25 protein-coding genes and 1 tRNA gene are annotated in these 24756 nt (G+C 69.6%); 15 read left to right on the plus strand and 11 right to left on the minus strand.

What is annotated here, in order from left to right; all coding sequences use genetic code 11:
* Positions 1 to 25: 25 nt before the first annotated feature.
* Positions 26 to 628, minus strand: a complete 603-nt coding sequence (locus tag TSH20_RS18000; protein WP_109076002.1) for a hypothetical protein — start codon at positions 626 to 628, stop codon at positions 26 to 28.
* 159 nt (positions 629 to 787) lie between these two features.
* On the opposite strand from TSH20_RS18000, the gene TSH20_RS18005 reads away from it, so the two are divergent.
* Complete coding sequence (locus TSH20_RS18005) at positions 788 to 1531, plus strand: YggS family pyridoxal phosphate-dependent enzyme (protein ID WP_247871092.1); 744 nt, start codon at positions 788 to 790, stop codon at positions 1529 to 1531.
* Positions 1532 to 1572: 41 nt separating this feature from the next.
* Here the strand turns inward: TSH20_RS18005 and TSH20_RS18010 are convergent, their stop codons facing one another.
* The 3 genes from TSH20_RS18010 to ribA form a co-directional block, all read right to left on the minus strand.
* Positions 1573 to 2118: a L,D-transpeptidase family protein gene (locus TSH20_RS18010; protein WP_109076004.1), complete on the minus strand. Its 546-nt coding sequence runs from the start codon at positions 2116 to 2118 to the stop codon at positions 1573 to 1575.
* Positions 2115 to 3086, minus strand: coding sequence for a hypothetical protein (locus TSH20_RS18015; RefSeq protein WP_109076005.1), 972 nt, complete (start codon positions 3084 to 3086; stop codon positions 2115 to 2117). Before TSH20_RS18015 ends, TSH20_RS18010 begins: the two co-directional genes overlap by 4 nt.
* 224 nt (positions 3087 to 3310) lie before the next feature.
* The gene (gene ribA, locus TSH20_RS18020) at positions 3311 to 4561 is read right to left on the minus strand and encodes a GTP cyclohydrolase II (RefSeq protein WP_109076054.1); all 1251 of its coding nucleotides are present in this window, start codon (positions 4559 to 4561) and stop codon (positions 3311 to 3313) included.
* Between the two features lie 282 nt (positions 4562 to 4843).
* On the opposite strand from ribA, the gene TSH20_RS18025 reads away from it, so the two are divergent.
* Both TSH20_RS18025 and TSH20_RS18030 read left to right on the plus strand, forming a co-directional pair.
* A complete protein-coding gene (locus TSH20_RS18025; protein ID WP_247871091.1) occupies positions 4844 to 5362 on the plus strand; it encodes a glycosyl transferase in 519 nt (172 codons plus the stop codon).
* 130 nt (positions 5363 to 5492) lie between these two features.
* The gene (locus tag TSH20_RS18030; RefSeq protein ID WP_109076006.1) at positions 5493 to 6197 is read left to right on the plus strand and encodes a response regulator transcription factor; all 705 of its coding nucleotides are present in this window, start codon (positions 5493 to 5495) and stop codon (positions 6195 to 6197) included.
* 27 nt (positions 6198 to 6224) lie between these two features.
* Here TSH20_RS18030 and TSH20_RS18035 read toward each other — a convergent pair whose 3' ends face one another.
* Positions 6225 to 7001 carry a hypothetical protein gene (locus tag TSH20_RS18035; protein ID WP_109076007.1) on the minus strand — a complete coding sequence of 259 codons (777 nt, stop codon included), beginning with the start codon at positions 6999 to 7001 and terminating at the stop codon, positions 6225 to 6227.
* 297 nt (positions 7002 to 7298) lie between these two features.
* On the opposite strand from TSH20_RS18035, the gene TSH20_RS18040 reads away from it, so the two are divergent.
* The 3 genes from TSH20_RS18040 (at position 7299) to TSH20_RS18050 (ending at position 9858) form a co-directional block, all read left to right on the plus strand.
* Positions 7299 to 8198: an MBL fold metallo-hydrolase gene (locus tag TSH20_RS18040; RefSeq protein ID WP_109076056.1), complete on the plus strand. Its 900-nt coding sequence runs from the start codon at positions 7299 to 7301 to the stop codon at positions 8196 to 8198.
* 204 nt (positions 8199 to 8402) lie between these two features.
* On the plus strand, positions 8403 to 9236 hold the full coding sequence (locus TSH20_RS18045) for a DUF882 domain-containing protein (RefSeq protein ID WP_247871090.1): 834 nt from the start codon (positions 8403 to 8405) through the stop codon (positions 9234 to 9236).
* Between the two features lie 40 nt (positions 9237 to 9276).
* Positions 9277 to 9858, plus strand: coding sequence for a histidine phosphatase family protein (locus TSH20_RS18050; protein WP_109076009.1), 582 nt, complete (start codon positions 9277 to 9279; stop codon positions 9856 to 9858).
* Between the two features lie 85 nt (positions 9859 to 9943).
* On the opposite strand, the gene xth is transcribed toward TSH20_RS18050, so the two are convergent.
* A complete protein-coding gene (xth, locus tag TSH20_RS18055) occupies positions 9944 to 10738 on the minus strand; it encodes an exodeoxyribonuclease III (RefSeq protein WP_109076010.1) in 795 nt (264 codons plus the stop codon).
* A gap of 10 nt (positions 10739 to 10748) precedes the next feature.
* Positions 10749 to 11444 carry a fumarylacetoacetate hydrolase family protein gene (locus tag TSH20_RS18060; RefSeq protein WP_109076011.1) on the minus strand — a complete coding sequence of 232 codons (696 nt, stop codon included), beginning with the start codon at positions 11442 to 11444 and terminating at the stop codon, positions 10749 to 10751.
* A 401-nt stretch (positions 11445 to 11845) separates the two neighbouring features.
* On the opposite strand from TSH20_RS18060, the gene TSH20_RS18065 reads away from it, so the two are divergent.
* Positions 11846 to 12340 (plus strand): MarR family transcriptional regulator, encoded by a 495-nt coding sequence (locus TSH20_RS18065; RefSeq protein ID WP_244560711.1) that lies wholly within the window; start codon positions 11846 to 11848, stop codon positions 12338 to 12340.
* 121 nt (positions 12341 to 12461) lie between these two features.
* A complete protein-coding gene (locus TSH20_RS34685; protein ID WP_146205313.1) occupies positions 12462 to 12971 on the plus strand; it encodes a terminase TerL endonuclease subunit in 510 nt (169 codons plus the stop codon).
* Positions 12972 to 13105: 134 nt separating this feature from the next.
* Here TSH20_RS34685 and TSH20_RS34690 read toward each other — a convergent pair whose 3' ends face one another.
* From TSH20_RS34690 to TSH20_RS18085, 3 genes are all read right to left on the minus strand, one after another.
* Positions 13106 to 13741, minus strand: a complete 636-nt coding sequence (locus TSH20_RS34690) for a hypothetical protein (RefSeq protein WP_146205312.1) — start codon at positions 13739 to 13741, stop codon at positions 13106 to 13108.
* Between the two features lie 350 nt (positions 13742 to 14091).
* A tRNA-Ser gene (locus TSH20_RS18080) sits at positions 14092 to 14182 on the minus strand.
* A 109-nt stretch (positions 14183 to 14291) separates the two neighbouring features.
* Positions 14292 to 15086: an alpha/beta hydrolase gene (locus TSH20_RS18085; protein ID WP_109076013.1), complete on the minus strand. Its 795-nt coding sequence runs from the start codon at positions 15084 to 15086 to the stop codon at positions 14292 to 14294.
* A gap of 116 nt (positions 15087 to 15202) precedes the next feature.
* On the opposite strand from TSH20_RS18085, the gene TSH20_RS18090 reads away from it, so the two are divergent.
* Together TSH20_RS18090 and TSH20_RS18095 are read left to right on the plus strand one after the other, a co-directional pair.
* Positions 15203 to 16453: a glycosyltransferase family 4 protein gene (locus tag TSH20_RS18090; RefSeq protein WP_109076014.1), complete on the plus strand. Its 1251-nt coding sequence runs from the start codon at positions 15203 to 15205 to the stop codon at positions 16451 to 16453.
* Between the two features lie 73 nt (positions 16454 to 16526).
* On the plus strand, positions 16527 to 17405 hold the full coding sequence (locus TSH20_RS18095) for a TIGR01459 family HAD-type hydrolase (RefSeq protein ID WP_109076015.1): 879 nt from the start codon (positions 16527 to 16529) through the stop codon (positions 17403 to 17405).
* Between the two features lie 46 nt (positions 17406 to 17451).
* On the opposite strand, the gene TSH20_RS18100 is transcribed toward TSH20_RS18095, so the two are convergent.
* On the minus strand, positions 17452 to 17889 hold the full coding sequence (locus TSH20_RS18100; RefSeq protein WP_348770443.1) for a ribbon-helix-helix domain-containing protein: 438 nt from the start codon (positions 17887 to 17889) through the stop codon (positions 17452 to 17454).
* 143 nt (positions 17890 to 18032) lie between these two features.
* On the opposite strand from TSH20_RS18100, the gene TSH20_RS18105 reads away from it, so the two are divergent.
* The 5 genes from TSH20_RS18105 (at position 18033) to TSH20_RS18125 (ending at position 24712) form a co-directional block, all read left to right on the plus strand.
* A complete protein-coding gene (locus tag TSH20_RS18105) occupies positions 18033 to 19235 on the plus strand; it encodes a hypothetical protein (protein WP_109076017.1) in 1203 nt (400 codons plus the stop codon).
* Between the two features lie 20 nt (positions 19236 to 19255).
* Complete coding sequence (locus TSH20_RS18110) at positions 19256 to 20278, plus strand: SH3 domain-containing protein (protein WP_247871089.1); 1023 nt, start codon at positions 19256 to 19258, stop codon at positions 20276 to 20278.
* Positions 20279 to 20533: 255 nt separating this feature from the next.
* Positions 20534 to 20803 carry a hypothetical protein gene (locus TSH20_RS18115; protein ID WP_085087355.1) on the plus strand — a complete coding sequence of 90 codons (270 nt, stop codon included), beginning with the start codon at positions 20534 to 20536 and terminating at the stop codon, positions 20801 to 20803.
* Between the two features lie 124 nt (positions 20804 to 20927).
* Positions 20928 to 22151 (plus strand): TIGR03862 family flavoprotein, encoded by a 1224-nt coding sequence (locus TSH20_RS18120; RefSeq protein ID WP_282183576.1) that lies wholly within the window; start codon positions 20928 to 20930, stop codon positions 22149 to 22151.
* A gap of 107 nt (positions 22152 to 22258) precedes the next feature.
* On the plus strand, positions 22259 to 24712 hold the full coding sequence (locus tag TSH20_RS18125; protein ID WP_247874486.1) for a penicillin-binding protein 1A: 2454 nt from the start codon (positions 22259 to 22261) through the stop codon (positions 24710 to 24712).
* Positions 24713 to 24756 lie beyond the last annotated feature (44 nt).

The following is a 24756-nucleotide window of genomic DNA, read 5'->3' on the forward strand; positions in this document are numbered from 1 at the left end:
GCCTTTTCCGTCATTCCGGACCGCCCTATTTCTTCGGAGCGGATTTCGGCTGGTCGGCCTTGGCATCCTTGGCCGCGGTATCGCACATCATGAACAGCACCGACGACTCCAGCGGCGTCCAGACCAGCAGGTAGCGCTCCTTGTTGCGGTCGGCGAGGAAGGCGAGGGTTTCCGGATCGGTCACAGACTTGGGATGGATTTCCCCCAGCAGAAAGCCGAGACGGCCGTAATTCGCCATCGTCCCCTGGAAGATGAAGTCCAGCCGCTCCTGATCGTCCTTCGCGATTTCCCAGCCGAACTGCTCCTGCCGCACGCAACGGCGGCCGTATTCGTCCAGAATCCTGTCCATGAAGCTGCGATAGGTGCCGTCGTCCGTCAGCGGAAAGGCGGGCTCGCTGAAGCGCACCTTGGTCATCGGCGAGCCGAGCATCAGCTTGGCCTTGCCGTCCTTGGCGCCGGGCTTCGCCTTGCCCTCGGCTTTCGGCGTTGCGGTTTTGGGGGCCGGCTTCGCATGGTCTTCGGCGTGGGCGGGAGTGGCGACGGACCAGATGGCGACCGCGACAGCAAGGAGGCCGGCGGGGGCCACCGACGTCAGGACGGAGAGCAGGGAACGATACGGACTCCGCATGCGGAGGTCTCCTCGATGTGCAAAAACGATGACGATCCCCCGCACCGGCGATCCGGACGCAAAGGGCATGGTCGCTTGGGGCGCTTGCGTTTCCGCGGACCGTCCGCTAACACGCCGCGGAAGCGCTGTACACCCGCAGCGACCGGATTGGGGGCGGCCATGACGACGACGCAGGGCACTGGCAGAGATACGCAAACCGGCGCCGAAGCAGGCGGTTCCGCCCACGCGGACAGCGTGGCGGGACGGCTCGACTCGGTGCGCCGCGCCATTGCGGAAACCGCATCGGCCTGCGGGCGCGGCGACGGCGCGGTGACGCTGGTCGCCGTGTCGAAGACCCATCCGGCCGAAGCGGTGGAGGAGGCGCTCGCCGCCGGCCAGCGCGTGTTCGGCGAGAACCGGGTGCAGGAGGCCAAGGCCAAGTTCCCGGCGCTGAAGGAGCGCTTCCCCGAGCTGGAACTGCACCTGATCGGTCCGCTGCAGACCAACAAGGTCCGGGATGCCGTCGCCCTGTTCGACGTGATCCAGACGCTGGACCGCCCGAAGCTGGCGGAGGCGCTGGCGGAGGAGATGGCGAAATCCGGCCGCCGCCCGCGCTGCCTGATCGAGGTCAACACGGGCGAGGAGCCGCAGAAGGCCGGCCTCGCCCCGGTGGAGGTGGAGGCCTTCCTGGCCGACTGCCGCGACCGGCTGGGGCTGCCCGTCACCGGGCTGATGTGCATCCCGCCGGTGGACGAGGAGCCGGCGATGCATTTCGCCCTGCTGGCGGAGATGGCGCGCCGGCTGGGTCTGTCGGAAATCAGCATGGGCATGAGCGGCGATTTCGAGACCGCGGTCCGCTTCGGCGCCACCCATGTGCGGGTCGGCACGGCGATTTTCGGCGCGCGCCCCTATCCGGCCCAATAAACGGCCCGGTAAACGCCCTGGCCCGACAACAGGCCGCAGCATCAGGCGGCCGGGCCGGCGACGCTCAGCGCGCTTCCCGGCCCGCAGTCCTTCAACAGGCGCAGCATGTCGTCGGGCGCCAGCGCGACGCAGCCGGCGGTCGGCGCGCGGTCCGGGCGGACGAGGTGCAGGAACACGGCACTGCCCATCCCCGGCACCACCGGGTCGTCATTGTGCCCCATCACCACCACGACGTCGTAGACGTGATCGTCCCGCCACATCTCCTCGTGGCTGGCGGGATAGGGCCGGATGACCGGACGGTTGTAGGCGGGATCCTCCGGCGCGTCGCACCAGCCGTCCCGCTCGGCGATGGGATGGAGCGGCAGCCCGGTCTCCGGCGGAGCCAGCCGGTCGGCACGCCACAGCACGCGCCGCAGCGGGAAGCGGCCGACGGGAGTGGCGCCGTCGCCCTCCCGCTTGTCGGCACGGACGCCGCCGCGGCCCAGCACACAGGGCACCTCGCCGCCCGGCCAGCGCAGCCGGCCGGTGGTGACTGGTGCGCCGTCATTGCCGCCTTCATCCGGCGTCACGGTGATCTCGATGCTCATCCCGTCACCCGTGTGGTGCTGCCCGCGGCACCCTGCGCCGCCTTGCGCGACTGCTCATACTTGGCGAGGTTGCGCATCATCGTCTCCGACAACATGTCCGGCGCGACCGGAGTCGGGCCGGCGGCGGGGGCCGCCTCGGTTGGCTGGCCCGCTGGCTGGCCGCCCGGCTGCCCGGCGGCGGGCTGGGGCTGGCCGCCGCCATTGCCATTGGCCGCCGCCGCACCGGCGGCGCGTGCATTCGCCGTCACCGCTCCGGGGATCGTCGCGGCATAGTGGGGCACGCTGTGCTTCGCCAGCGCGGAGCTGGCCAGCGGCGTGTCGCGCGTCGGCATCTTGCTGGGATGAGGAACCGCCCCGGCCGCGAGCTGCGCCGTCAGGACCGGCGAGGCATCGGCGGATTTGGCGGCGGAGGTGGCGGCCGCAAGCCGGACCGGCTGCCCGGCCGCGGGCTGCGGCGGCGCCGACCCGAGATCGGCGGGCTTGGCGGCGGCCAGCGCGGCGGCAAGTCCTCCGGCTGCAGCCTGCTGCGCCTGTTGCGGCTCCGCGGGGGAGCCGGACGCCGCCGGCCCCCCCGAGGCGTCCGCGACGGCGGTGGAGGCGGCGGGATGGTCACCGTCCCCAAAGCCGAGCGAGGCCATGACCGTTTCGCCGACATCCTGACCCGTCGCCTGTTCGACCACCGCGTTGGCGATGGAGGCCATGCCACCGATCACGCCGCCATACAGCATGTCGCCCATGATCCGCATGGACGGCTGGATGGTGTCGCCGGTGATCTCGCGATAGATGGTGCTGACGATCGGGATGTGCTGCAGCGGGTTGATGATGTCCAGGAAGTCCCAGAAGGACATGTCGCCCTGGATTTCCACCGGGCCGCCGTTGTGGCCGTCGCTGATGACCGGCGACGCCTTTTCGCGCGGCGCCGGACGCTGGACGGCGCTGCTGTCGATCGTGGTGGCGTCGATGGCCATGGGCGGTCTCCCGGCTCGGTGGTCACGACAGGGTACAGCAAGCGGCGTGCCAAGCCGGGACGCCCGATCCGAAGCGGAATCGACCGATTCGGGAGGATCCGGACGGTCAGCACCCGGAATCCGATTCCCAGCGCGGCCCGGTCGGCAAAAGGCCGGCAAGATCTGCCGGGCCGGCATGGCGATTCCTGCCCCGCCGGCCCCGGCCTTCCGCCCCGGCCGTTCGGTCAGAACATATGGCCGCTGCGTTCCGCCTTGGTGCGGAGATAGGCCTCGTTGTGGCCGTTGGCCGGGAAGATGTGGGCCACCCGCTCCACCACCGCGATGCCGCAGCGGGCGAGCTGGCGCAGCTTTTCCGGGTTGTTGGTCATCAGCCGCACGGACTCGAAGCCAAGCTGCCGCAGCATCTCCGCCGCCGGCAGATAGACGCGCTCGTCCGCTTCGAAGCCGAGGATCTCGTTGGCGTCCACCGTGTCGAAACCGCGGTCCTGGATGCGGTAGGCGCGCAGCTTGTTGACCAGCCCGATGCCGCGCCCCTCCTGCGCCAGATACAGCAGCACGCCGCTGCCCTGGCGGGCGATCTCGGCGATGGCGCCGCGCAGCTGGTCGCCGCAGTCGCAGCGCAGCGACCCCAGCAGATCGCCGGTGAAGCATTCCGAATGCAGGCGGGCCAGCACCGGCTGCTGCGGATCAGGGTCGCCGATGACGATGGCCAGATGCTCCGGCCCGCCGTCGGCCGGGCGGAAGGCGTAGATGCGCGTGTTTTCCGACCCGACCAGAGGCACCCGCGCGTCGGCGACGCGGCGCAGGGTCCGCACCACATGGACACGGTAATCGGCGACGTCCGACGCCCGCACCAGCAGCAGGTCATGCTCCGCCGCCCACTCCGCAGCGCTGATCCGGGCCGACGACGGCAGGTCGGCGGTGATGGCGGCGGGCAGCAGGCGGGCCAGCCGGGCGAGATCCACCGCCGCGGCCTCGCGGCTGCCGGGGCAAGCCTCGACGGCGGCCAGACCGGCGGGCAGCGCATCCTGGGCCTGCGGATGCTGTTCGGGATCGGCCAGCGCGTGGGCCTGGTCGGCGGTCAGCCCGCCGGGCCGGTCGAGCGTCATGGCGCCGAACGCCTCCGCCGCGGCGCCGGGCGCCTGATCGTCGGCGATGTCGCTCACCGGCTGCGCCGCGGCGGCGGCGGCCAGCCCCAGCACCACGGCGCGGCGGCGGGTGACCACCAGCCGCGGGGTGCCGCCGGTCAGCGCCTTCAGCCGCTCCACGGCGTCGAGCGCCACCGACTCCACCGACACCGCGGCGCCGACCGTGCCGTCGGCGGTCTCGATCGCCACCACCTCGCCCCGGCGCAGGGCGGCCAGCGCCCGGTCGACGGCGCGCACGGCGGCCTCGTCGATTGGCGCCGCCGCGGCGGCTGCCGCGGGCGTGGACAGGGTGACCGTGGTGGTGGCGGAGGAGCGTTCGGCTTGCATCGTCAGCGGCTTTGCGTAGCGGGTGCGCCGGATACGGCGCGTAAAACGGGACATGGTGCGTTCGGCGGGCGAAGCAAAGCGCAGGTGGCGCGCCCCTGTCCAGCAATTCCCGCGCGCCACACCGTTGCCGGGGACACAACGATCCGGCTAGCCTGCCCGGCGCGGGAACCATCCCGGGCCGCCGGCCGGGCGGAGTCGGCCCCTCCAACGGGCCGCTCCGCCGCCCTTGACCATGGGCGCCGGGATGGCGACCGCAGCCCTTCAACCGGGAGCCCGTTCCCCGTGACCACCCTTTCGACGCCCCCTGATCCGACCGTGTCCGTGCATCTGGTGATGCCGGCCGATCTTGCCGCCGATGCTTATGGCCGCCGCATGGTCGAGGCCCTGCGCTCCGCTGGCGCCGGCATCATGCTCCACGCCCTGCCCGGCCCGCACCCGCAGGTCGATCCGTCGGCGATCCTGGCGGCCGACGTCGCGCTGTCGCGGTTGCCCGACGGCGCGCCGGTCCTGCTGGACGGCAACGCCCTGCCCAACCTCGCCGCCAGCCTGCCGGCCGACAGCCGGCGCCTGCGCTTCACCGCGCTGATCGAACGCCTGCACTGGACCGAGCCGGGTCTGACCACCGAAGAGGCCGCCGTGCGCCGCAATCTGGAACAGGGGGCGCTGTCGCTGATGCGCCATGTCGCGGTGCCGGACGAGGCCGTCGCCGCCACCCTGCGGGACCTGGGCGTGCGGCCCGAGCGGATCGTCCTCGCCGCCGCGGACGCCGATGGGGCGGCGGGGCTGCTGGCGGTTCTGTAGTAAGGCCCATCTGGAAGGCCCATCCGCTTCGCCACAAGCCATCACGACAATCCACCGGCGCCATGCTACTAAGGCGCCGCCCCGGCCCTGCCGGCGTCAATCTTCGACTTCCGACTTCGTGCCGCGGACCATGACCATCGCAAAGCGCATCCTCCTGGTCGACGACGACACCGCCCTGCGCCAGTCGCTGGCGGAGCAGCTTCGCCTGCTGGAGGAGCTTGAGACGGAGGAGGCCGGCGACGGCGCCGGCGCGCTGAACGCGGTCCGCAAGGCGGCCGAGGCCGGAACCGGCTTCTCCGCCATCCTGCTCGACGTCGGACTGCCGGACATGGACGGGCGCGACGTCTGCAAGCTGCTGCGGCGCGAGGGGGTGCGCTGTCCCGTCATCATGCTGACCGCATCGGCCAGCGATGCCGACACCATCCTGGGGCTGGAATCCGGTGCCAGCGACTATGTGACCAAGCCCTTCCGCCTGGGGGTGCTGATCGCCCGGCTGCGCGCCCAGCTGCGCCAGTTCGAGCAGACCGAGGACGCGGTCTTCGCCATCGGCCCCTACAGCTTCCGCCCCGGAGCCAAGCTGCTGCTGGACGAGGCCACCAACCGCAGGATCCGCCTGACCGAGAAGGAAACGGCGATCCTGAAATACCTGTACCGGGCCGGCGATCTGGTGGTCGGGCGCGAAACCCTGCTGGGCGAGGTCTGGGGCTACAACGCGGCGGTCACCACACACACGCTGGAGACCCACGTCTACCGCCTGCGCCAGAAGATCGAGGCCGATCCGTCCAACGCCCGCATCCTGGTGACGGAACCCGGCGGCTACCGTCTGGTGCCCTGAGCCGGCTCCCCGGTCGACCTCACCAGATCAGCGCCGGCCGACGGAGGCCAGTTCGCGGCGGCTTCCCCGTTCGGCGATGGTGACCTCGCCGGCAAAGCCCAGCCAGCGGCGACGCTCGCCCATCTGCGGCCCACCCGAAAGCTTGCCCAGCCGGGCCACGCCGAGTCCGCAGACCGAAGGGCCGCCCCACAGGCCGCGCCCGCGCGGCACCACCGGCAGCAGCCGCAGCTTGCGGCCGACGATGGCCATCCGGCGGCGCCAGTGGGCGACGTCGTGCGGCGACACGCCGACGCGCCGGGCGATCTCGCGGTCGGACAGCAGCGCGCTGCCGGGGTCCTGCAGCAGGTCCAGCACCGCGCGGCGCTTGTCGCTGTCGGCATGGCGGGAGTGCTTGCGCTCCAGCGCCTTGCCCATGTCCCACAGCTTCTCCGCCGTCTCGCGCGCCAGGGTGCGCCAGCGGTCGGCCTCCTCGCGCTGGCGGTCGGCATCGCCCGCCGCCTTGTCGAGTTGCCGCCGCAGAGTGGCGAGTTCCAGTTCCAGGTCCTTCACCTGCCGGCGCAGGCCGCGGACGAGTTCGTCCGGCGGCGGCGGCGGGGCCGGCGCACCGGCGGGTTCGGCAGGTTGGGCGGCGGGCGGCGGCTCGGCCGCGGGCGGCACCGGCGTGCGGGCGCGCTCCGCCAGATCGCGGAAGGACAGCCCGGCGCGGGACAGCATGATGCGGGCGGCGCGCAGGGCGGACAGCGCCTCGCCCTGATGCTCCGACTCGGCCATGGCGAGGACTTTGGCGAGCTTGTCAGGATCCATCCGCGTCGGGTTCCGCCGGAGCCGGTCCCCACCCGCGCGGGGACCCTTTGGGAGTCATGCCGCGCAATGCGCGACGAGCCCCAACCTACCACATCTTATGGGTTTGGACAGATGCCCTTCGTAGGGTGTCGACTCGCGACACGACCTGTTCGGATTTGCCAGATCGGATCGCGAAAATCGGTATCGATTTGAAGCGTGAATCCGATCGCCAGACATAAGGCTGGAGCTTCCTGCGTTTCATATCAAACGCAGGAAGCTCTAGACTTGGGCAAGCGGGGCCGCCACGATGGCGCCGTCATGACCGTCCGTTCCACCATCAATTCCGCGCAACCGCCCGCTCCTGAAGAGTCCGGCGGCGGGTCCCCCTTCACCGTGCGCTTCTGGGGCGTGCGCGGCAGCATCGCGTCGCCCGGCCCGGCCACCGTGCGCTATGGCGGCAACACCGCCTGCATCGAGGTACGCTGCGGCGGCACCCACATCGTCTTCGACTGCGGCACCGGCATCCGGCCGCTGGGCGAGTCGCTGGCGCGCGACGGTGGGCCGGTGGACATCGACCTGCTGCTGACCCACAGCCATCTCGACCATATCAGCGGCCTGCCCTTCTTCGCGCCGGCCTTCGACCCGGCCGGCCGGCTGCGGCTGTGGTCCGGGCATCTGCCGCCGGAACGACCCTTCCGCACCGTGCTGGCCGACATGATGACGGCGCCGCTGTTCCCCGTGCCGGTCGAGATCTTCCGTGCCGACTGCCAGTTCCGCGATTTCCAGGCCGGCCAGACGCTGGAGCTGGCGTCGGGAGTGCCAGCGGGAGTGGTGGTGCGCACCTGCCGCCTGAACCATCCCGACGGCGCCACCGGCTACCGGGTGGAGCATGGCGGTCGCAGCCTGTGCGTCCTGACCGACACCGAGCATCCGGCCGAAGGGCGCGACCCGGTGATCCTGGAGTTGCTGCGCGGCGCCGACGTGATGGTATATGACAGCACCTACACCGACGCCGAATACCCGTCGCGCGTCGGCTGGGGCCATTCGACCTGGCAGGAATGCCTGCGGCTGGCCGAGGCGGCCGGAGTCGGCCGCGCGGTGATCTTCCACCACGACCCGGCCCGCACCGACGACGCGCTGGACGCCATCGCAGCCGAAGCGGCGGCGATGCGCCCCGGATCCCTGGTGGCCTATGAAGGGATGGAGCTGTCCCTGTAGGATCGGCGCGATCCGCACCGGTTGAATCCCGAACAATCGGTTCCACTGAGCAAAAGCGCTTGTGCGTGTTCATTACGCCACAGGTTGCTTTGTCACACTGGCCTCCTGTGACAATCTTGGTATTAGATCGGTGTGCAACCCCGCCACGATTGGGGCGGGCGGGGTCGTTGATGCGTGCAAAGCTTGGGGGGAAGAGCGATGCGCATGACCGGTCGTGCCTTGGGTATTCTCGCCGTGCTGACCGTCGCGACGCAGCTTGGCGGCTGCGCCACCGCGCCGCCGCTGGAAAGCGCCAAGTTCGACGGCGAACCGCGCAGCGTGGTCCTGCAGCATCCCGCCAGCGGGGAGACGGCGTCCGTCACCTACTGGCGCCCCGGCGACGGTTATGACCCGGCCGCGATGCGCGAGATCGCCGTCCTGTTCCGCGACCGCCGCAGCGACGAGGTGATCCCGGTCGATCCGGCCCTGGTCGATATGCTGGTGGAGCTGCGCCAGCGCGTCGGCGCGTCGGCGGAGTCGCCGATCCGCCTCACCTCCGGCTACCGGTCGAGCGCAACCAACGCCAGCCTCGCCCGGACGAACCCGAACGTCGCCGAGAACTCCTATCACATGCGCGGTCAGGCGGCGGACTTCTCCATCGCCGGCATCCCGCCCTCGCGGCTGGCGGAGGAAGCGGCGGCGATGCAGCGCGGCGGCTACGCCATGTACGCCCACACCGGCCATGTCCATGTCGACACCGGCCCCTTCCGCTCCTGGACGCCGAAGACCGGCGAACCGCGCGCGCCGCAGATCCTGGAGGCTCAGGCCCGCGCCCGCGCCAGGGCCCAGGCGCTCGCCATGAAGCATGGCGGCGGCAAGGGCCGCGTGCAGGTGGCCGAGGTGGCGGCCAAGGCGGTCAAACCGGGCAAGTCGCCGGCAAAGCCGGCCAAGGCTCCGGCCAAATCCGCCATCCGGGCGGCGGCGCCCGATCTGTCGCGCGTCCGCGTGGCGCTTGCCCAGGTCAAGGAAATGCCGGTGCAGAAGACGGCGAAGCGCTAAACTCCGGGCACTGTCCCGTCACCCGCGCACCGGTACCGTCATGACCACCCTGCTGATCCTCCGCCACGGCCCGACCGCCTGGAACGCCGAAGGGCGCATCCAGGGCAGCATCGACGAGCCGCTGTCCGACGCCGGCCGGGCACGGGTCGCCCGCTATCGCCTGCCGCCCGAGTCGGCCGGGCTGCGCTGGGTCGCCAGCCCGAAGCGCCGGGCCTGGGAGACCGCCACCCTGCTCGGCCTCGATCCCACGCCGGAGCCGCGGATCGTCGAAATGGACTGGGGCGAGTGGGAAGGCCAGCGCACCGAGGACCTGCGCGCCGAGGGCCGCATGCCGGCCCGCCACGACCGGCTGGGTCTGGACTTCAAGGCGCCCGGCGGCGAAAGCCCGCGCGAGGTTCAGGCCCGTCTGCGCTCCTGGCTCGCCGACCTCGCGGCGGAGGGGCATCCGACCGGCGCCGTCGCCCACAACGGCATCCTGCGTGCGCTCTACTCGCTCGCCACCGGCTGGGACATGCGCGACGACCCGGCGGAGGAATTGCGCAACGGCTGCGCCCACCTGTTCCGCATTGCCAAGGGCGGCGCACCGGAACTGGTTCGGTTGAACATCAGCCTGCTTGAATAGGGTTCGCTGGAGTAAGGGGGCGCAACCGCCCCCTCCCCCATCACACGTTCAGATCCCAGACGGCCAGATCCCAGACGGCCAGATCTCAAACGTTCAGATCGACGATCACCGGCACATGGTCCGACGGCTTGGGCTCCCAGCCGCGGGCGTCGCGCAGCACCTTGATGCCCGTCAGCGCCCCTTCCAGCGGCGGGGTCACCCAGATGTGGTCCAGGCGCCGGCCTCGGTTGGAGGCGGCCCAGTCCTTCGCCCGGTAGCTCCACCAGGTGTAGAGCTTCTCCTCCGGCGGAACGAAGCGTCGCATGGCGTCGACCCAGCCGGCCGAGGCCTGCATCGCCGCCAGCTTTTCCACCTCGATCGGCGTGTGGGAGACCACGGACAGCAGTTCCTTGTGGCTCCAGACGTCCTGTTCCAGCGGCGCGATGTTCAGGTCGCCGACCAGCACCATCGGCCGGTCGGACGTCCGCTCCGTGCCCAGCCAGTGGGTCATCTCGTCGAGGAACTGGAGCTTGTGGGCGAACTTGTCGTTCACCGCCGGGTCGGGGATGTCGCCGCCGGCGGGGATGTAGACGCAATGCAGCTCGATCCCGCCCGGCAGATGGGCCAGCGCGTGGCGGCAGTCCTGCTTGCCGCACCAGTGCTGGACGTCATGCGACTCGAAGGGCAGGCGCGACAGGATGGCGACGCCGTTGTAGCTCTTCATCCCGTGGATGTGGGCGTGGACATAGCCGCGCTCCGCCAGCGGGCCGAGCGGGAAGTCGGCGTCCACCACCTTGGTTTCCTGCAGGCAGATCACGTCCGGCCGCTCCTCCTCCATCAGGCGGAGGAGGAGGTCCAGACGCATGCGGACCGAATTGATGTTCCAGGTCGCGATGCGCATTGCCGGCGGCTCAGGCGATGGTCAGGGTCAGGGTGCCGACGCCTTCGACCGCGCCGGTCAGCACGTCGCCGGCCACCACCGGGCCGACGCCCTCCGGCGTGCCGGTGTAGATCAGGTCGCCCGGCTGCAGTTCGACGAACCCGGACAGGTAGGAGATCGTCTCCGCCACCGACCAGATCAGGTCGGACAGGTCGCCCTTCTGCCGCGGCTCGCCGTTCACCTGCAGGGTGACCGCGCCCTTGGCCGGGTGGCCGATGTCGGCGACGGTGCGGATGGCGGAGCAGGGTGCCGACTGGTCGAACCCCTTGCCCATGTCCCAGGGCTTGCCTTCCTTCTTGGCGGCGGCCTGCAGGTCACGCCGGGTCATGTCGAGGCCGACGGCATAGCCGAACACATGGTCCAGCGCCCGGTCGATCGGGATGTCGCGGCCGCCGGTGCCGCCCCCGGCACCAATGGCCACCACCAGCTCGATCTCGTGGTGCAGGTTGGCGGTCTTCGGCGGATAGGGGATGGTGGCGCCGTCGGCGACGATGGCGTCGGCCGGCTTCATGAAGAAGAAGGGCGGCTCGCGGTCGGGATCGGCGCCCATCTCGCGCGCATGGGCGGCATAGTTGCGGCCGACGCAGTAGATGCGGCGCACCGGGAACGGATCGCCGCCCACGACGGGGACGGCCGGCTGGGACCACAGGGGAATGGCGAAGGCCATGGCATCGGCTCTCTGGTTGGAACGCTTACCCACAGCTAACCCGAAAGCCGGCAACGGACCAAGCGCCCAACCATCCGCCCTGCCCTGCAAATCGGTCCAGCGTTCCAAACAGGGGTCGGCCAAAAACGAAGACGCCCGGTCTGGGGGGGACCGGGCGTCGGAAGCTCCGATTCGGGAACCCGCGCGCGGCAGGGGAAACCGCTGGGCGGGCGATCGGCGTCGAATCGGCGTCGATCACTTCTTGACTCTTCAAGATGGAATTTGTACGCGTTCCCACCAATACGCTCAACGCATATCTGGTATGCATAGCCTGTTGTCTGTGCGGTTCTTGCTGACAAACGAAAGCCTTGCCCGCATTTTATCCGTTCATCCGATAATTCATCCAAAATATGGCATCCACGGTGACTGACAACGAGCGTTCCACCCCCGCCGACCGGCGGTCGCGTCTGCGGCCCGGCAAGAACGGCAAGCTCGCCCTTGGCCCCCTTCCGGAGCTGGTGGGTTACAACCTGCGCAAGGCTCAGGTTGCGGTGTTCCAAAGCTTTCAGAATGCGGTCGCTCCGCATGACATCACGCCCGGCCAGTTCGGCGTGCTGATCATGATCCGGGAGAACGAGGGACTGTCGCAGTCCGACCTGGGCACGGCGGTCGGCATCGACCGGTCGACGATGGTCGCTGTGATCGACCGTCTCGAGTCGCGCGGCCTCGTCGTGCGCGCTCCCTCGCCCAACGACCGCCGCTCCTACGCGCTGCGCCTGTCGCCGGAAGGCCAGACGCTGATGGACGACCTGATCCCGCGCGTCCAGGCGCACGACCAGGGCATGGTCAAGGACCTGTCCCCGGAAGAGCAGGCACAGTTCATCGACTTCCTGCGCCGCGTGTCGCGGTCAAAGTAAGGGGCACCGCCCCTTCCGTTCCAGGCACCGGAAAAGACTGACAGCCCGCCCCGCACCGGCATGCGCCGATGTGGGGCGGGCTTTTCTATTTGGGCTGTTCAGTGGAGGGCTGTCAAAACGCATGATCGATGATGATCTGCAGGCTGACGCGCGAACAGGTCTCGACCTGAACGTCGATGCAATACACCTCCGCCAGCAACTGGGCGGTGACCGCCTCCCGCGGAGTGCCGAAAGCCTGAAGGGCGCCGCCGCGCGGCACGGCGTTTCAGCGGAGGATATCACCATCGCCACCTTCGGACAGCGCTTTGCCAGCATGGCCGTGCCCGCCCACGAACCGAAGCGCGCCATCCTGGGCGGTGAGTTCCGACACGGCGGAGCCCCGGTGCTGCGGATGTTCTTCGCCAACGTGGTGGCCGAGAAGGACGCGGCCGAGAACGAGAAGTTCACCAAGGAGAACGCGCGAGGCCGGATCGATGGTGCGGTTGCCGCAGCCATGGCCGTGGGCCGCATCCTGGCCGGCGACGAAGGTCCCAGCATCTACGAAACCGCCGACCGGCCGGACGGCTTCCTTGTCGTCGGCGGTGATGAGGAGGAAGACGCGGAGGAATGGGAAGACCTTTTGCTTGTTTGAAATTTTTTGTGGTTTAAGGCGTTGGCGAGCAACGCTTGATTAACATGGGCCGCACAAACAAGAGATCCCCACATTCCTAGAAACAAAGCGCTAAACACGCATGCAAAATGTTACCGCATTGCGCCAATCCACACTTAGCCAGCGCACTTTAGGAGTGACACAAAATCTTTCAGAGAGCCAAAAACAAAGCCCATGATTGTGCAGAGCATCGTTATCAACACAAGGGGAGGGTTGATTGAAAGCGCTTCCCAAAACCCCTTCTTCTCTTGATGAGGGGCGACGACAGAATTTTGTTGCTTGGGAATTCCAGATAGTTCCCTCAACCTATCTAACTCAGCCTGTTGACGCCGAGCGCTCAATGCTCGCTCGTACCGAATTCGCTGAATTTGAGTTGCAATAAAGTACAACACCCCAGCGACGCAACCTGCCAGGAGCCAAGCATAGTAGATATTGTTCGAAAAATTGGTCGGCTTGTCAAAAGCCCAAAGTGTTGCGATCTGAATCGCAGCATCTGCCGCTGCCGCAGCGACAGCTATTGCCGCGCCAAAAAACGCAACTACAAGTGAAAAGATGTATCTTAGCATAGGCTCGCGCAGCACCAACCCCACCAATGCGAAGCCCCCAGCCATTATTACCAATAGCTTCCAATAGTTGACTCCTTGCAGAGCTGAAAGCCCGGCATTGTAGGCATTATCGCCAATAAGCGCACCAAATCCAACAATAGTGACCCATGATATAAAATTGCCAAATCGGCTATCCATCCAGCTCATGCGTTATCCCGCCTTCACAATTTCGAAGAGTGCACGCAGCGGAAACACCAACTGCGAAGGCAGCCTATATCCAAGGAACCGCAACCAAGTCAATGGATGCAACCCATAGGCGGCAAAAGACACAATATCCCACCCACCTTGCCTAAAAAGGCCGCTCACTCCGCGCTGATATACCGGGCAGATTAGGTGTCGGCCAGATGACCGCCAGTTCATAGCAGCCAGAACGGCTCCATCCGCAAACGTCCGCCAACAGCGGCGTCAATCCGCCGCAAAGTGTGGGGTAAACTGTATGGAAAAGAAAAAGGCCAGAGCGGATTCCCAAAGGAATTCAACGCTCTGACCTGATTTCGTGGCGGAGGGAGAGGGATTCGAACCCTCGATACGCTTTTGACGTATACACACTTTCCAGGCGTGCGCCTTCAACCGCTCGGCCACCCCTCCGTAGAGGCCCGCGTTATAGCCAGAGGTTCGCGGCTATGCAAGCCTCCGTTTCACGCAAACGACGTTTTTTTGGCGGCTCGCTAAACCGCGCCACTCTCATCCTCCAATCTCATCCAACCATCTCATCCACCAGGGCGCCGACGGTACGGCACAGCAGGTCCAGGTCCTGGGGACGGGACAGGCGGTGGTCGCCGTCCTTCACCAGCGTGACGCGGACATCGTCGCCGGTCAGCGCCTCGGCGATGCGCAGGCTGAGCTGCCAGGGGACGTCGGGGTCGCGCTGGCCGTGCAGCAGGCGGACGGGGCCGCCGAAGGCAATGGGGCCGCGCAGCAGCAGATGGTTGCGGCCGTCCTCGATCAGGGCGCGGGTGATCGGCTGGGGCTCCGGGCCGTACTCCGACGGGCGGTTCCAGACGCCCTCCTCCATGATCCGGCGGCGGACATCGGCATCGAAGATGTCCCACATCAGGTCTTCGGTGAAGTCGGGGGCCGGGGCGATGCCGACCAGACCGGCCACCCGCTCCGGCCGGCGCGTCGCCGCCAGCAGCATCATCCAGCCGCCCATCGAGGAGCCGACCAGGATCTGCGGTCCCGTCGTCACCCGGTCCAGCACCGCCAGCGCGTCGTCGGCCCACAGGCCGATGGTGCCGTCGGCAAAGCGCCCGCTGGACGCGCCATGGCCCTGATAGTCGAAGCGGGTGAAGGACAGGCCGCGTTCCACCGCCCAGGCCTCCAGCGTCGTCGCCTTGCCGCCGGTCATGTCGGACATGAAGCCGCCCAGAAAGATCACGCCCGGCTTGCCCTGTCCGGACGGGCCGGCAGGGGTGTGGTGATAGGCTATGGTCGCGGCACCGCGCGTTAGGCTATGGTGCGCGCCGCCCGGATGGGCTGCGGTTTCGGTCATACGGTCACCTTCGACAAACGGACACCGGCACGCGGTCGGGCACCGGGCTCGACGGCGATCCGGCATGCCGGGGCCTGCGGCCGGTTCCGGGCCGCCCCTTGCGAGCAGCCGGCATCATGGATTTCGACCCCCACCTTACCACCGACCATTCCCCGCGCAACGCGGACGCCCATCAGGACACCCCTGTCCCCAACTGGCCGGAGCACTGGCCGGGCGGCCGGGCGCCGACGGTGCTGCAGGTGGTGCCGACGCTGGTCACCGGCGGGGCGGAGCGCGGCTGCATCGACATGGCGCTCGCCCTGCAGGCCGCCGGCGGCAAGCCGCTGGTGGCGTCGGAGGGCGGGCCGATGGTGCGCGAGCTGGACCGCGCCCGCATCACCCACCTGACGCTGCCGCTGGCCTCCAAGAACCCGCTGGTCATCCGCCGCAACGCCCGCCGGCTGGCTGCCATCATCCGCGAGCACAAGGTGGACATCGTCCATGCCCGCTCCCGCGCGCCGGCCTGGAGCGCGTGGCTGGCCTGCCGGGAGACCGGCGCCCGCTACATGACCACCTTCCACGCGCCTTATAATTTCGGCACCGGTCCGGTCGGCGGCCGGCTGAAGCGCTGGTACAACTCGGTGATGGCGCGCGGCGAGCGGGTGATCGCCATCTCCGGCTTCATCCGCGACCATGTGCTGGGCAACTACCCGGTCGATCCGCAGCGGGTGCGCGTCATCCACCGCGGCATCGACCGCGGCGTCTTCGCCCCCGACCGGGTCAGCCCGACGCGGCTGGTGACGCTCGCCAAGCAATGGAACCTGCCGGACGACCGGCCGGTGATCCTGCTGCCCGGCCGGCTGACCCGCTGGAAGGGCCAGACCGTGCTGATCGACGCGCTGGCCAAGCTGGGGCGCAAGGACGTGCTGGCGCTACTGGTCGGCTCCGACCAGGGCCGCACCGGCTACCGGGAAGAGCTGGAGAACCGCATCGCCAATGCCGGCCTGCGCGGCGTGGTGCGGATGACCGACCATTGCAGCGACATGGCCGCGGCCTACCTGTTGTCGACGGTGGTCGTCTCCGCCTCGCGCGAGCCGGAAGCCTTCGGGCGGGTGATCGTGGAGGCGCAGGCGATGGGCAAGCCGGTGATCGTCTCGGCCATCGGCGCCTATCAGGAGACCGTCGTCCCCGGCGAAACCGCCTGGGTGGTGCCGCCGGACGATCCCGACGCCCTTGCCCGCGCGCTGGACGAGGCGCTGTCGCTGACCCCGGAGCAGCGCGAGGCCATCGGCGCCCGCGCCATCGCCTTCGTCGCCGACCGCTACACCAAGGACCGCATGTGCGCCGACACGCTGGCGGTCTATGCGGAGTTGCTGCAACCACGCTGAGATCGGCCCATTGATGCAACCCGCATCCTTGCGCCACTCATCACAAACCCACCCATCAAACCGACCGGACACCATGGCCGACATCCGACAGATTTCCGGCATCGCCGAAGTCATCGACCAGTATGACGGGTTCATCCTGGACCTGTGGGGCGTGCTGCATGACGGCGAACGGCCCTATCCCGGCGTGCCCGACTGCCTGGACCGCATGCGCGCCGCCGGCAAGACGCTGTGCCTGCTGTCCAATGCGCCGCGCCGCACCACCGGCGTGATCGAGAAGCTGGACGGCATGGGGCTGGGGCGCGAGCGCTACGACCATGTCATGACCTCGGGCGAGGCGACCTACGAGGCGCTGCGCGACCGCGACGATCCCTGGCACGCGGCCCTCGGCCGCCGGCTCTACCACATCGGGCCGGAGCGGGACACCGACGTCTATGAAGGGCTCGGCTACCGGATCGCGGCAACCCCGGAGGAGGCCGACTTCGTCGTCAACACCGGCATCGTCACCTTCGGCGAGACGGTGGCGGATTATCAGCCGCAGCTGGATGCCTGCCTCGCCGCCGGGCTGCCGATGATCTGCGCCAACCCCGATCTGGTGGTGATGGTCGGTCCGATGCTGGTGATCTGCGCCGGCACGCTGGCCGCCCGCTACGAGGAGATGGGCGGCGACGTGCGCCAGCACGGCAAGCCCCATGCCCCGGTCTACGAACGCTGCTTCAAGCTGCTGGGGATCGACGACAGCAGCCGCATCCTGGCGGTGGGCGACAGCCTGCGCACCGATGTCGCCGGCGCCAATGCCGCCGGGATCGACGTGGCGCTGGTCACATCCGGCATCCATCAGGAGGAACTGGGGGGCGCCGCCTGGGGGGCCGCGGTCGATCCGGTCAATTTGCGCGCCCTGGCCGATGCGTCGGGGCACATGCCCACCTACGCGGTGCCCAGCCTGCGCTGGTAAATCTTCGAAGACGGGAGCGCGCAGGCGTCCTGCCCGCGTTCCCATCTCAATCCAGCGGGACGGCGTCGTCCATCGCCTTGCCGAGCAGGGGCGACTGGCCGTCTTCGGCAAAGCCGCGATTGCCGATCGCGGTGCGGTAATAGCTGACGATGAAGACGCGGATGGAGGCGGTCAGATTGGCCTCGCCCCGCCGCTCGTCGATCTGGGTGCAGATTTCGTTCAGCGTCAGCCTTTCGCGCTCGCAGATTTCCTTCAGCGAATCCCAGATGTACGGCTCCATCCTCAGGCTGGTACGGCGACCGCTTACCTTGACATTGCGGCAGAGCAGCCCCGGTCCTTCCTTACCCCTGCTCGCGCCCGTTCCCCCCATCGGAAACCCCGTTCTCCATCCGTTACACGCCCCGATCTCTCGTTGCGGGCAATACATCCATTTGTGTGACCATATTGCAAGCGGCGTGTGCCGTCCAAGCTCAATTCGACCCATGGCTGCGGATCGGCGCGACAATCGAGCGCAGGCGGGTATTGCCTCCAACCACAGATCGGCAGATTGCGGGGAAAAGCCGCTTCCTTTGGCCTGTACCTTCGCTATACCAGTGCCGGACGGCGGAAGAAGGGGAAGGATCGGCGATGACGCGACCGGAGAACGGACGATTCGCGGCCCGCATCGCAGCCGGGTTCGCCATGGGGCTCCTGGCTCCCTGGGCCCCCTGGATCGCCCCGGCGACACCGAGCGCCTGGGCTGCCGATGCCACCGGGCCCGCCACGGCCCTTCCCGCCGAGACCATCCCGGACTCCCTTCTCCGCAGCCGGATCGAAGCGCTGCTGCCGGCTCCCTGGCGCATCGAATCGCTGACCGTGGAGCCGCTGGCCGCCCCGCCGTCCCCGGAGGCTCGGGCGGCGGAACCGCGGATGGCGGCGCGGGTGACCGCGACGGTGGTGCTTGGCGGCCCGACCTATCTGGTGGACAGCCGCGAGGGGCCGGTGACCTTCCTGCGTCCGGCGGCCGAAGCCGGGCTGACCAAGAGCTGGGTCGCGACGGCGCTCGCCAGCCACGGGGCCGGCGGCTGGACCGTCGCGCTGACGCCGCAGAGCCCCGGCCTGTTCGACGGCATCGGCAAGCCGGCCGCCGAGCTGCCCGGCCGCACGGTGGTTCTCGGCACGCCGGAAGCAAAAAGCCTGCGCGAGCAGTTGGATCGCGACGCCGCGCAACGGCTGGCCGAGGATACCGAACGCCGCCGGCGGGAGGAGGAACGGCTGGCCCAGCAGACCGCCGCGGCCAAGGCCGAAGCCGCCCGCGCGGAAACCGAACACCGGGCGGTCGAGGCGCGCATCGCCCAGGTCGCCGACCTGCGCGGCAAGCTGTCCGGTCCGGACCGCGCCGCGCGGCTGGCCGCCTTCGAAGCGGCGTTGGGCGGCAACGATCCGGCATTGCGCCAGACGGCGATGGACGCGGCGCTGCAGAGCCGCGATCCGGTGGTCGCCAATCTGGCGCTGAAGGACTGGATCGCCCGCCACCGCGCCGTTCCGGTCCAGCTCTACGCCACCAAGGAGGATCCCAGCTCCGAGGTGGTGGTGCAGAATCTGGGGCCGATGACGCTGGAGATCGACGGCTTCAGCCCGGTCAACGGCGCGCTGGCCGGCAAGCTGGGGGCGCCCGGCTACAGCATCGCCCGGCCGTCCAGCATCGTCGGCACCCTGGCGCAGACCGAACTGGCGGTGAACTCCTTCGGCTGCGCCCTGACATTGCGGCTGGCCGAGCACCGGACGCTGGACGGGCTTCTGCGCTGCCAGACGCTGCCGACGCTGATCGCCCGCATCACGCTCGATTGAGGGGGGATGCGATGGGCCGAGTGCGGCGGAACTCCATCCTGCGGTTCGCGGCGTCCGCCCTGCTGCTGAGCGCCTGCATGGCAGGAGCGTTGGCCGAAACGCCGGCCAAAACGCCGGCCGACCGGCTGACCCCCGCCGCCGGCCCCATCGTCGCTCTCCCCCGGCTGACGCCGACACAGCTCCTTTCGCCGCCGCTGACCCCGGGCGTGGTCTGGGAGCATCCGCCGGAAGCGCCGGCACCGCTGTCGCCTCCGGATCCACGCCCCGCCCCGGCCGAGCCCGCCGCCAGCCGGGCGCCGGCACCGCCCGCCGCGGTGAAGCCGCCCGACGCCAAACCCGCCGAAGCGCCCCCGGCCGTCGCGCTTCCGCCCCTGCCGCCCGTGAAGCCGCCGATCGATCCACTGGGCGACGTGGCGCTCCAGCCGGCCCCCGCAGCGACGGCTGAAAAGCCGATCACCGTGGAGCCGCCTGCCAAGCCGACCGCCAAACCGCCTGCGGCCGCTCCGGCGCGGCGCAGCGTGACGGCCACCGCCGGCATCTATCTGCGGGCGACACCGGACGCCGATGGCCGGGTTCTGGATACGGTGGAGAAGGGCGAGCAGGTGACGGCCTTCGGCCCGCCCGTCGACGGCTGGCAGCGGGTCGGGCGGGAGGGGAAGCCGCAGGGCTACGTCGCCGGCGATTATCTGGCGGAAGCCGCCGCCAACCGCACGACAAACGCAGCGCCCAGCGCGGCGCCCACCGCGGCGCCAAAGCCCGGCCGCTATGCCAAGGCCGATCCGGAAGACCGTGGCTGCGCCCTGCCCGACGACCTGCCGGAGCGGGCGCAACGCCCCCGCCTGCCCGGCGGGACCGTCGCCCGGCTGCGCGCGGCCGGCAACCTGCGTGTCGCCCCGGTCTGCGACGCCAAGGTGCTGGACGTGCTGGACGCCGGCGAGCGCGTCACCGTGCTGGAGGCCGCCGACGGCTGGTACAAGGTCGGGCGGAAGGGTAAGGCGCTGGGCTATGTCGGTGCCGCCCTGCTGGCGCCCCTCAAGCGCTGAACGGGCAACGCCGGGGAACCGGTACGAGGCTACCCGGAAGGACGCGCCCCGGCCCCCCGTGAAGGGGCTTGTTCGGCCGTGAAAAAGGATTCTACAACAAGGGGGAGGCCGAACTTTCGCGGACGAACGGTGCCCCTTCAGACGTGAGCCGGGGGGTGCCCGCCCCGTCCGACGGTTCGACCACCCCCGCCGGCCATGCGGCGCCGGTCAGGCCGGGCGGGGGCGCGAAGCACGACCGGGACAAGGATCCACACGATGTCGACCCAACACAAACAAGCCATGGACGCGGTCCTGCAGGCCGCCGCGCACGACATCGTCGCCACCCTTCAGGAGCGGGACGTCGCCGACCGCCACAGCGAGGAGGGGGACCTCGTCGTCCTCGACGTCGCCATCCTGCACGCCTACCGCATCTTCATGCGCATCTGCGAGGAGAACGGCCTGGACGTCGACGCCGGCTATTTCGCCGACCTCGCCGCCGACCTGGCCGAGGAAGTATCGCAGGACCAGGACGACTACGAGGACTGATCCCCAAGGGACTGACCCCCAAGGGATTGACCCTGTGGACCGAGGTCGAGACCGGAATGCCCCCGCCCTTCCCCGCGCTGCATGGGAACGGCGGGGGCATGTCCTTTTGTGAAAGCCCCGCCAAGTGCCCCATCCCACCCCTGACGTGATCCCGGACGTGGCGATCATCGGCGCCGGCCCCGCCGGGTTGATGGCGGCGGAGATCGCCGCGGCCGCCGGCCTGCGGGTCGCCGTGTTCGACCACGCGCCGACCCCGGCGCGCAAGCTGCTGCTGGCCGGGCGCGGCGGGCTGAACCTGACCCATTCGGAACCGCTCGACCGCTTCCTGCCCCACTATGGCGCCGCCGAGCCGCTGTTCCGCCGCCTGCTGGCCGGCTTCTCGCCGGACGACCTGCGCGGCTGGGCGGCCGGGTTGGGCATCGAGACCTTCGTCGGCAGCAGCGGCCGCGTCTTCCCGGTGCAGATGAAGGCCTCCACCCTGGTGCGGGCTTGGCTGAGGCGGCTGGCCGGGCTGGGCGTCACCCTGCACAGCCGCCACCGCTGGACCGGTTGGGACGACACCGGCGCCCTGACCTTCCGCACCGGAGAGGACGTCGTAACCGTCGCCCCGCGCGCCACGCTGCTGGCACTGGGTGGGGCGAGCTGGCCACGCACCGGGTCGGACGGCGGCTGGGTCCCGCTGCTGGAGGGTCTGGGGGTGGAGGTGGCACCGCTGGTGCCGTCCAACATGGGCTTCGAGGTGCCCTGGTCCGATCACCTGCGCGACCGCTTCGCCGGCCAGCCGGTGAAGAGCGTCGGACTGTCTGCTGCCGGCCGTCGTCTGAAAGGCGAGTTCGTCATCACCGAGACCGGGATCGAAGGCGGCGCCGTCTATGCGCTGAGCGCCCCGCTGCGCGACGCCATTACCAGGGAGGGCTGGGCGACCCTGACGCTGGACCTGCTGCCGGACATGGCCGAGGCCGAGCTGGTCAAGCGCCTGCGCCGCCGTGGCGCCGAGTCGCTGTCCACCTTCCTGAAGAAGTCGCTGTCGCTGACCGGCCCGCGCGCCGCCCTGCTGCGCGAGTTCGCCCCCGCCGCCGACCTGACCGATCCGGTGGCGCTGGCCCGTCAGATCAAGGGGCTGTCGGTGGTGCTGACCGGCGTCCGTCCCATCGAACGCGCGATCTCCAGCGCCGGCGGCGTCCGCCTGTCGGAACTGGACGACCGGCTGATGCTGACCCGCCGCCCCGGCCTGTTCCTGGCCGGCGAGATGCTGGACTGGGAGGCGCCGACCGGCGGCTATCTGCTGCAGGGCTGCTTCGCCATGGGCGTGGCGGCCGGCAAGGGAATGGTGGAGTGGCTGCGGTGAGAGGGGAACCCCTCCGCAATTTCGGATAGCGTCATCCTTTCGCCACGGTCGGGAGACAAATAATCGTCGGCCTGCCACCGGTCTTCCGGCGGCGGGGATGTAGGCGTATGAGGACCGAAGCGGGAACGTTTCCCGCACTCACCGCATCGACCCGATGGGGCTTCAGCGAGCGCGCCGTGACCGCCGACCGACCCGACCACCAAAGGGACCAGAGGACGGGCCAGCTCTACGCCGGTCCGCGCCCGATCCGCACCCGCGAAGACCCGTCGCCGCTCGACCGGCTGACGGCGGGCGAGGTCGCCCGTGCGCTGGCCGCCAAGGCGTTCGAGATTGCCCGCGACCGGCTGGCTGCCCTTGGCCAGGGCAAGCCGCGCCGCAGGCAGCCGCCCCCCTCCGCCGCCCCGCCACCGACGCCTTACAAGCAGTCCCGCCGGCCCCGCCGCCGCGGCTTGCCGTCCTTCACGCTGCCGTCCCTCACCCTGCCGCCCTTCACCCTGCCAAGGATCTCCTTGCCCAAGATAAAAGCGTCCAAGCCGTCCGCTCCCCGGTCCGGCGGTTCCCAGCCGCCGCAGCCGCCGCAGCCGCCAAAAAACAACAGGGCCAAGGGCGGCGGCTGGATGAGGCAACTGCTGCAATGGGGCCTCGTCGCCGCCATCTGGTGCGGCATCGGGCTTGGCGCGGTGCTGGCCTGGTTCGCGCTCGACCTGCCGGACATCTCCAAGGTGGCGCAGTTCGAACGCCGCGCCTCGATCACCGTTCTGGCCGCCGACGGCAGCGAGTTCGCCCGCTTCGGCGACCTGCACGGCACCACGCTGAGCGTGAAGGATCTGCCGCCGCATCTGGTCGACGCCGTGCTGGCGATCGAGGACCGCCGCTTCTACAGCCATTTCGGCATCGACCCGCTCGGCCTTGCCCGCGCCGTCTACGTCAACTGGCGCTCCGGCCGGGCGGTGCAGGGCGGCTCCACCATCACCCAGCAGCTCGCCAAGAACCTGTTCCTGACGCCCGAGAAGTCGCTGAAGCGCAAGATTCAAGAGGCGATGCTGGCGCTGTGGCTGGAGAGCCGCTTCACCAAGGACCAGATCCTCACCGCCTATCTGAACCGCGTCTATCTCGGCGCCGGCACCTTCGGGGTGGACGCCGCCGCCCGCACCTATTTCGGCAAGCCGGCGACCGAGGTCGACATCCGCGAATCGGCCGTTCTCGCCGGTCTCCTGAAGGCGCCGTCGCGTTACGCCCCCAGTTCCAACCCCGATGAGTCGGCGGAGCGGGCGCGGGTGGTGATGGCGGCGATGCTCGACGCCGGCTATCTCACCCAGGCGCAGTACGACGCCGCCCGCACAGCCAAGCCCTCGCCCAAGCGCCGGCCCGGCGGCGACGGCCGCTATTTCGCCGACTGGGTGACCGATCTGGTGCCGAGCTTCGCCGGTCCCGACCATGGCGACGTCATCGTCCGCACCACGCTGGACCTGCGGATGCAGCGCGCCGCCGAACAGCGGATGGAGGCTCTGCTCGCCGGCCCCGGCGCCGCCGCCAACGTCCGCCAGGGCGCGCTGGTCGCCATGAGCCCCGATGGCGCCGTGCGCGCGCTGGTCGGCGGCCGCGATTACGACAGCAGCGAGTTCAACCGCGCCACCCAGGCGCTGCGCCAGCCCGGCTCGGCCTTCAAGCCCTTCGTCTATCTGGCGGCGCTGGAAACCGGCTGGACCCCCGACAGCCTGATCGACGACGCTCCCGTGCAGCTCGGCACCTGGAGTCCCGGCAATTACGACGGCAAGTACCGCGGCAGCATCACGTTGGCCTCGGCGCTGGCCCATTCGTCCAACACCGCGACGGCGCGGCTGATCGACCGGGTCGGCACCGACCGGGTGCGGCGGATCGCGTCGAACCTCGGCATCTCCTCGCCCTTGACCCGCGACCTGTCGCTGGCGCTCGGCACCAGCGAGGTGACGCCGCTGGAGCTGGTGCGCGCCTATGCCGGCATCGCCAACCGCGGCGTCCCCGTCTGGGCCTATGCCATCACCGAGATCAGGAGCCGCGACGGCGCCGTGCTCTACCGGCGCCAGGGCGGCGGCGGCGCGCCAGTGGTCGACCCTGCCCACGCGGTCCAGCTCGCCCGGATGATGAGCGGCGTGCTCGACTACGGCACCGGCCGCAGCGCCCGGCTGAACCGCCCGGCGGCGGCCAAGTCCGGCACCACCCAGGACTATCACGACGCGTGGTTCGTCGGCTTCACCGCCGATCTGGTCGCCGGCGTCTGGCTCGGCAACGACAACAACGACGCCATGAAGAAGGTCACCGGCGGCACGTTGCCGGCCAAGCTGTGGCGCGAATTCATGCTGGACGCCCATGCCGGCAAGCCCGCCCGCCCGCTCCCCGGCCTGGACGGCGCCCCCGCCTGGACGCCGCCGCCGGGAAGCGCGATACCGAACGGTGTCCCGATGGCCTCGGCCGACGCCCCGCCCGGCGGCGCCATCGGTTCGCTGATCGAAAAGATCGCCGGCAGCTCCGGCGCCGCGCCGAAGGTGCAGCACGACTACAGCAACACCGGGGTGCGGTAGGCTCCCTCTCCCGCCCCGGGAGAGGGAAGGGGCCCATGCGGAGC

This window comes from Azospirillum sp. TSH20 (assembly GCF_003115935.1).
In the GTDB taxonomy this organism is placed as follows: Bacteria; Pseudomonadota; Alphaproteobacteria; order Azospirillales; family Azospirillaceae; genus Azospirillum.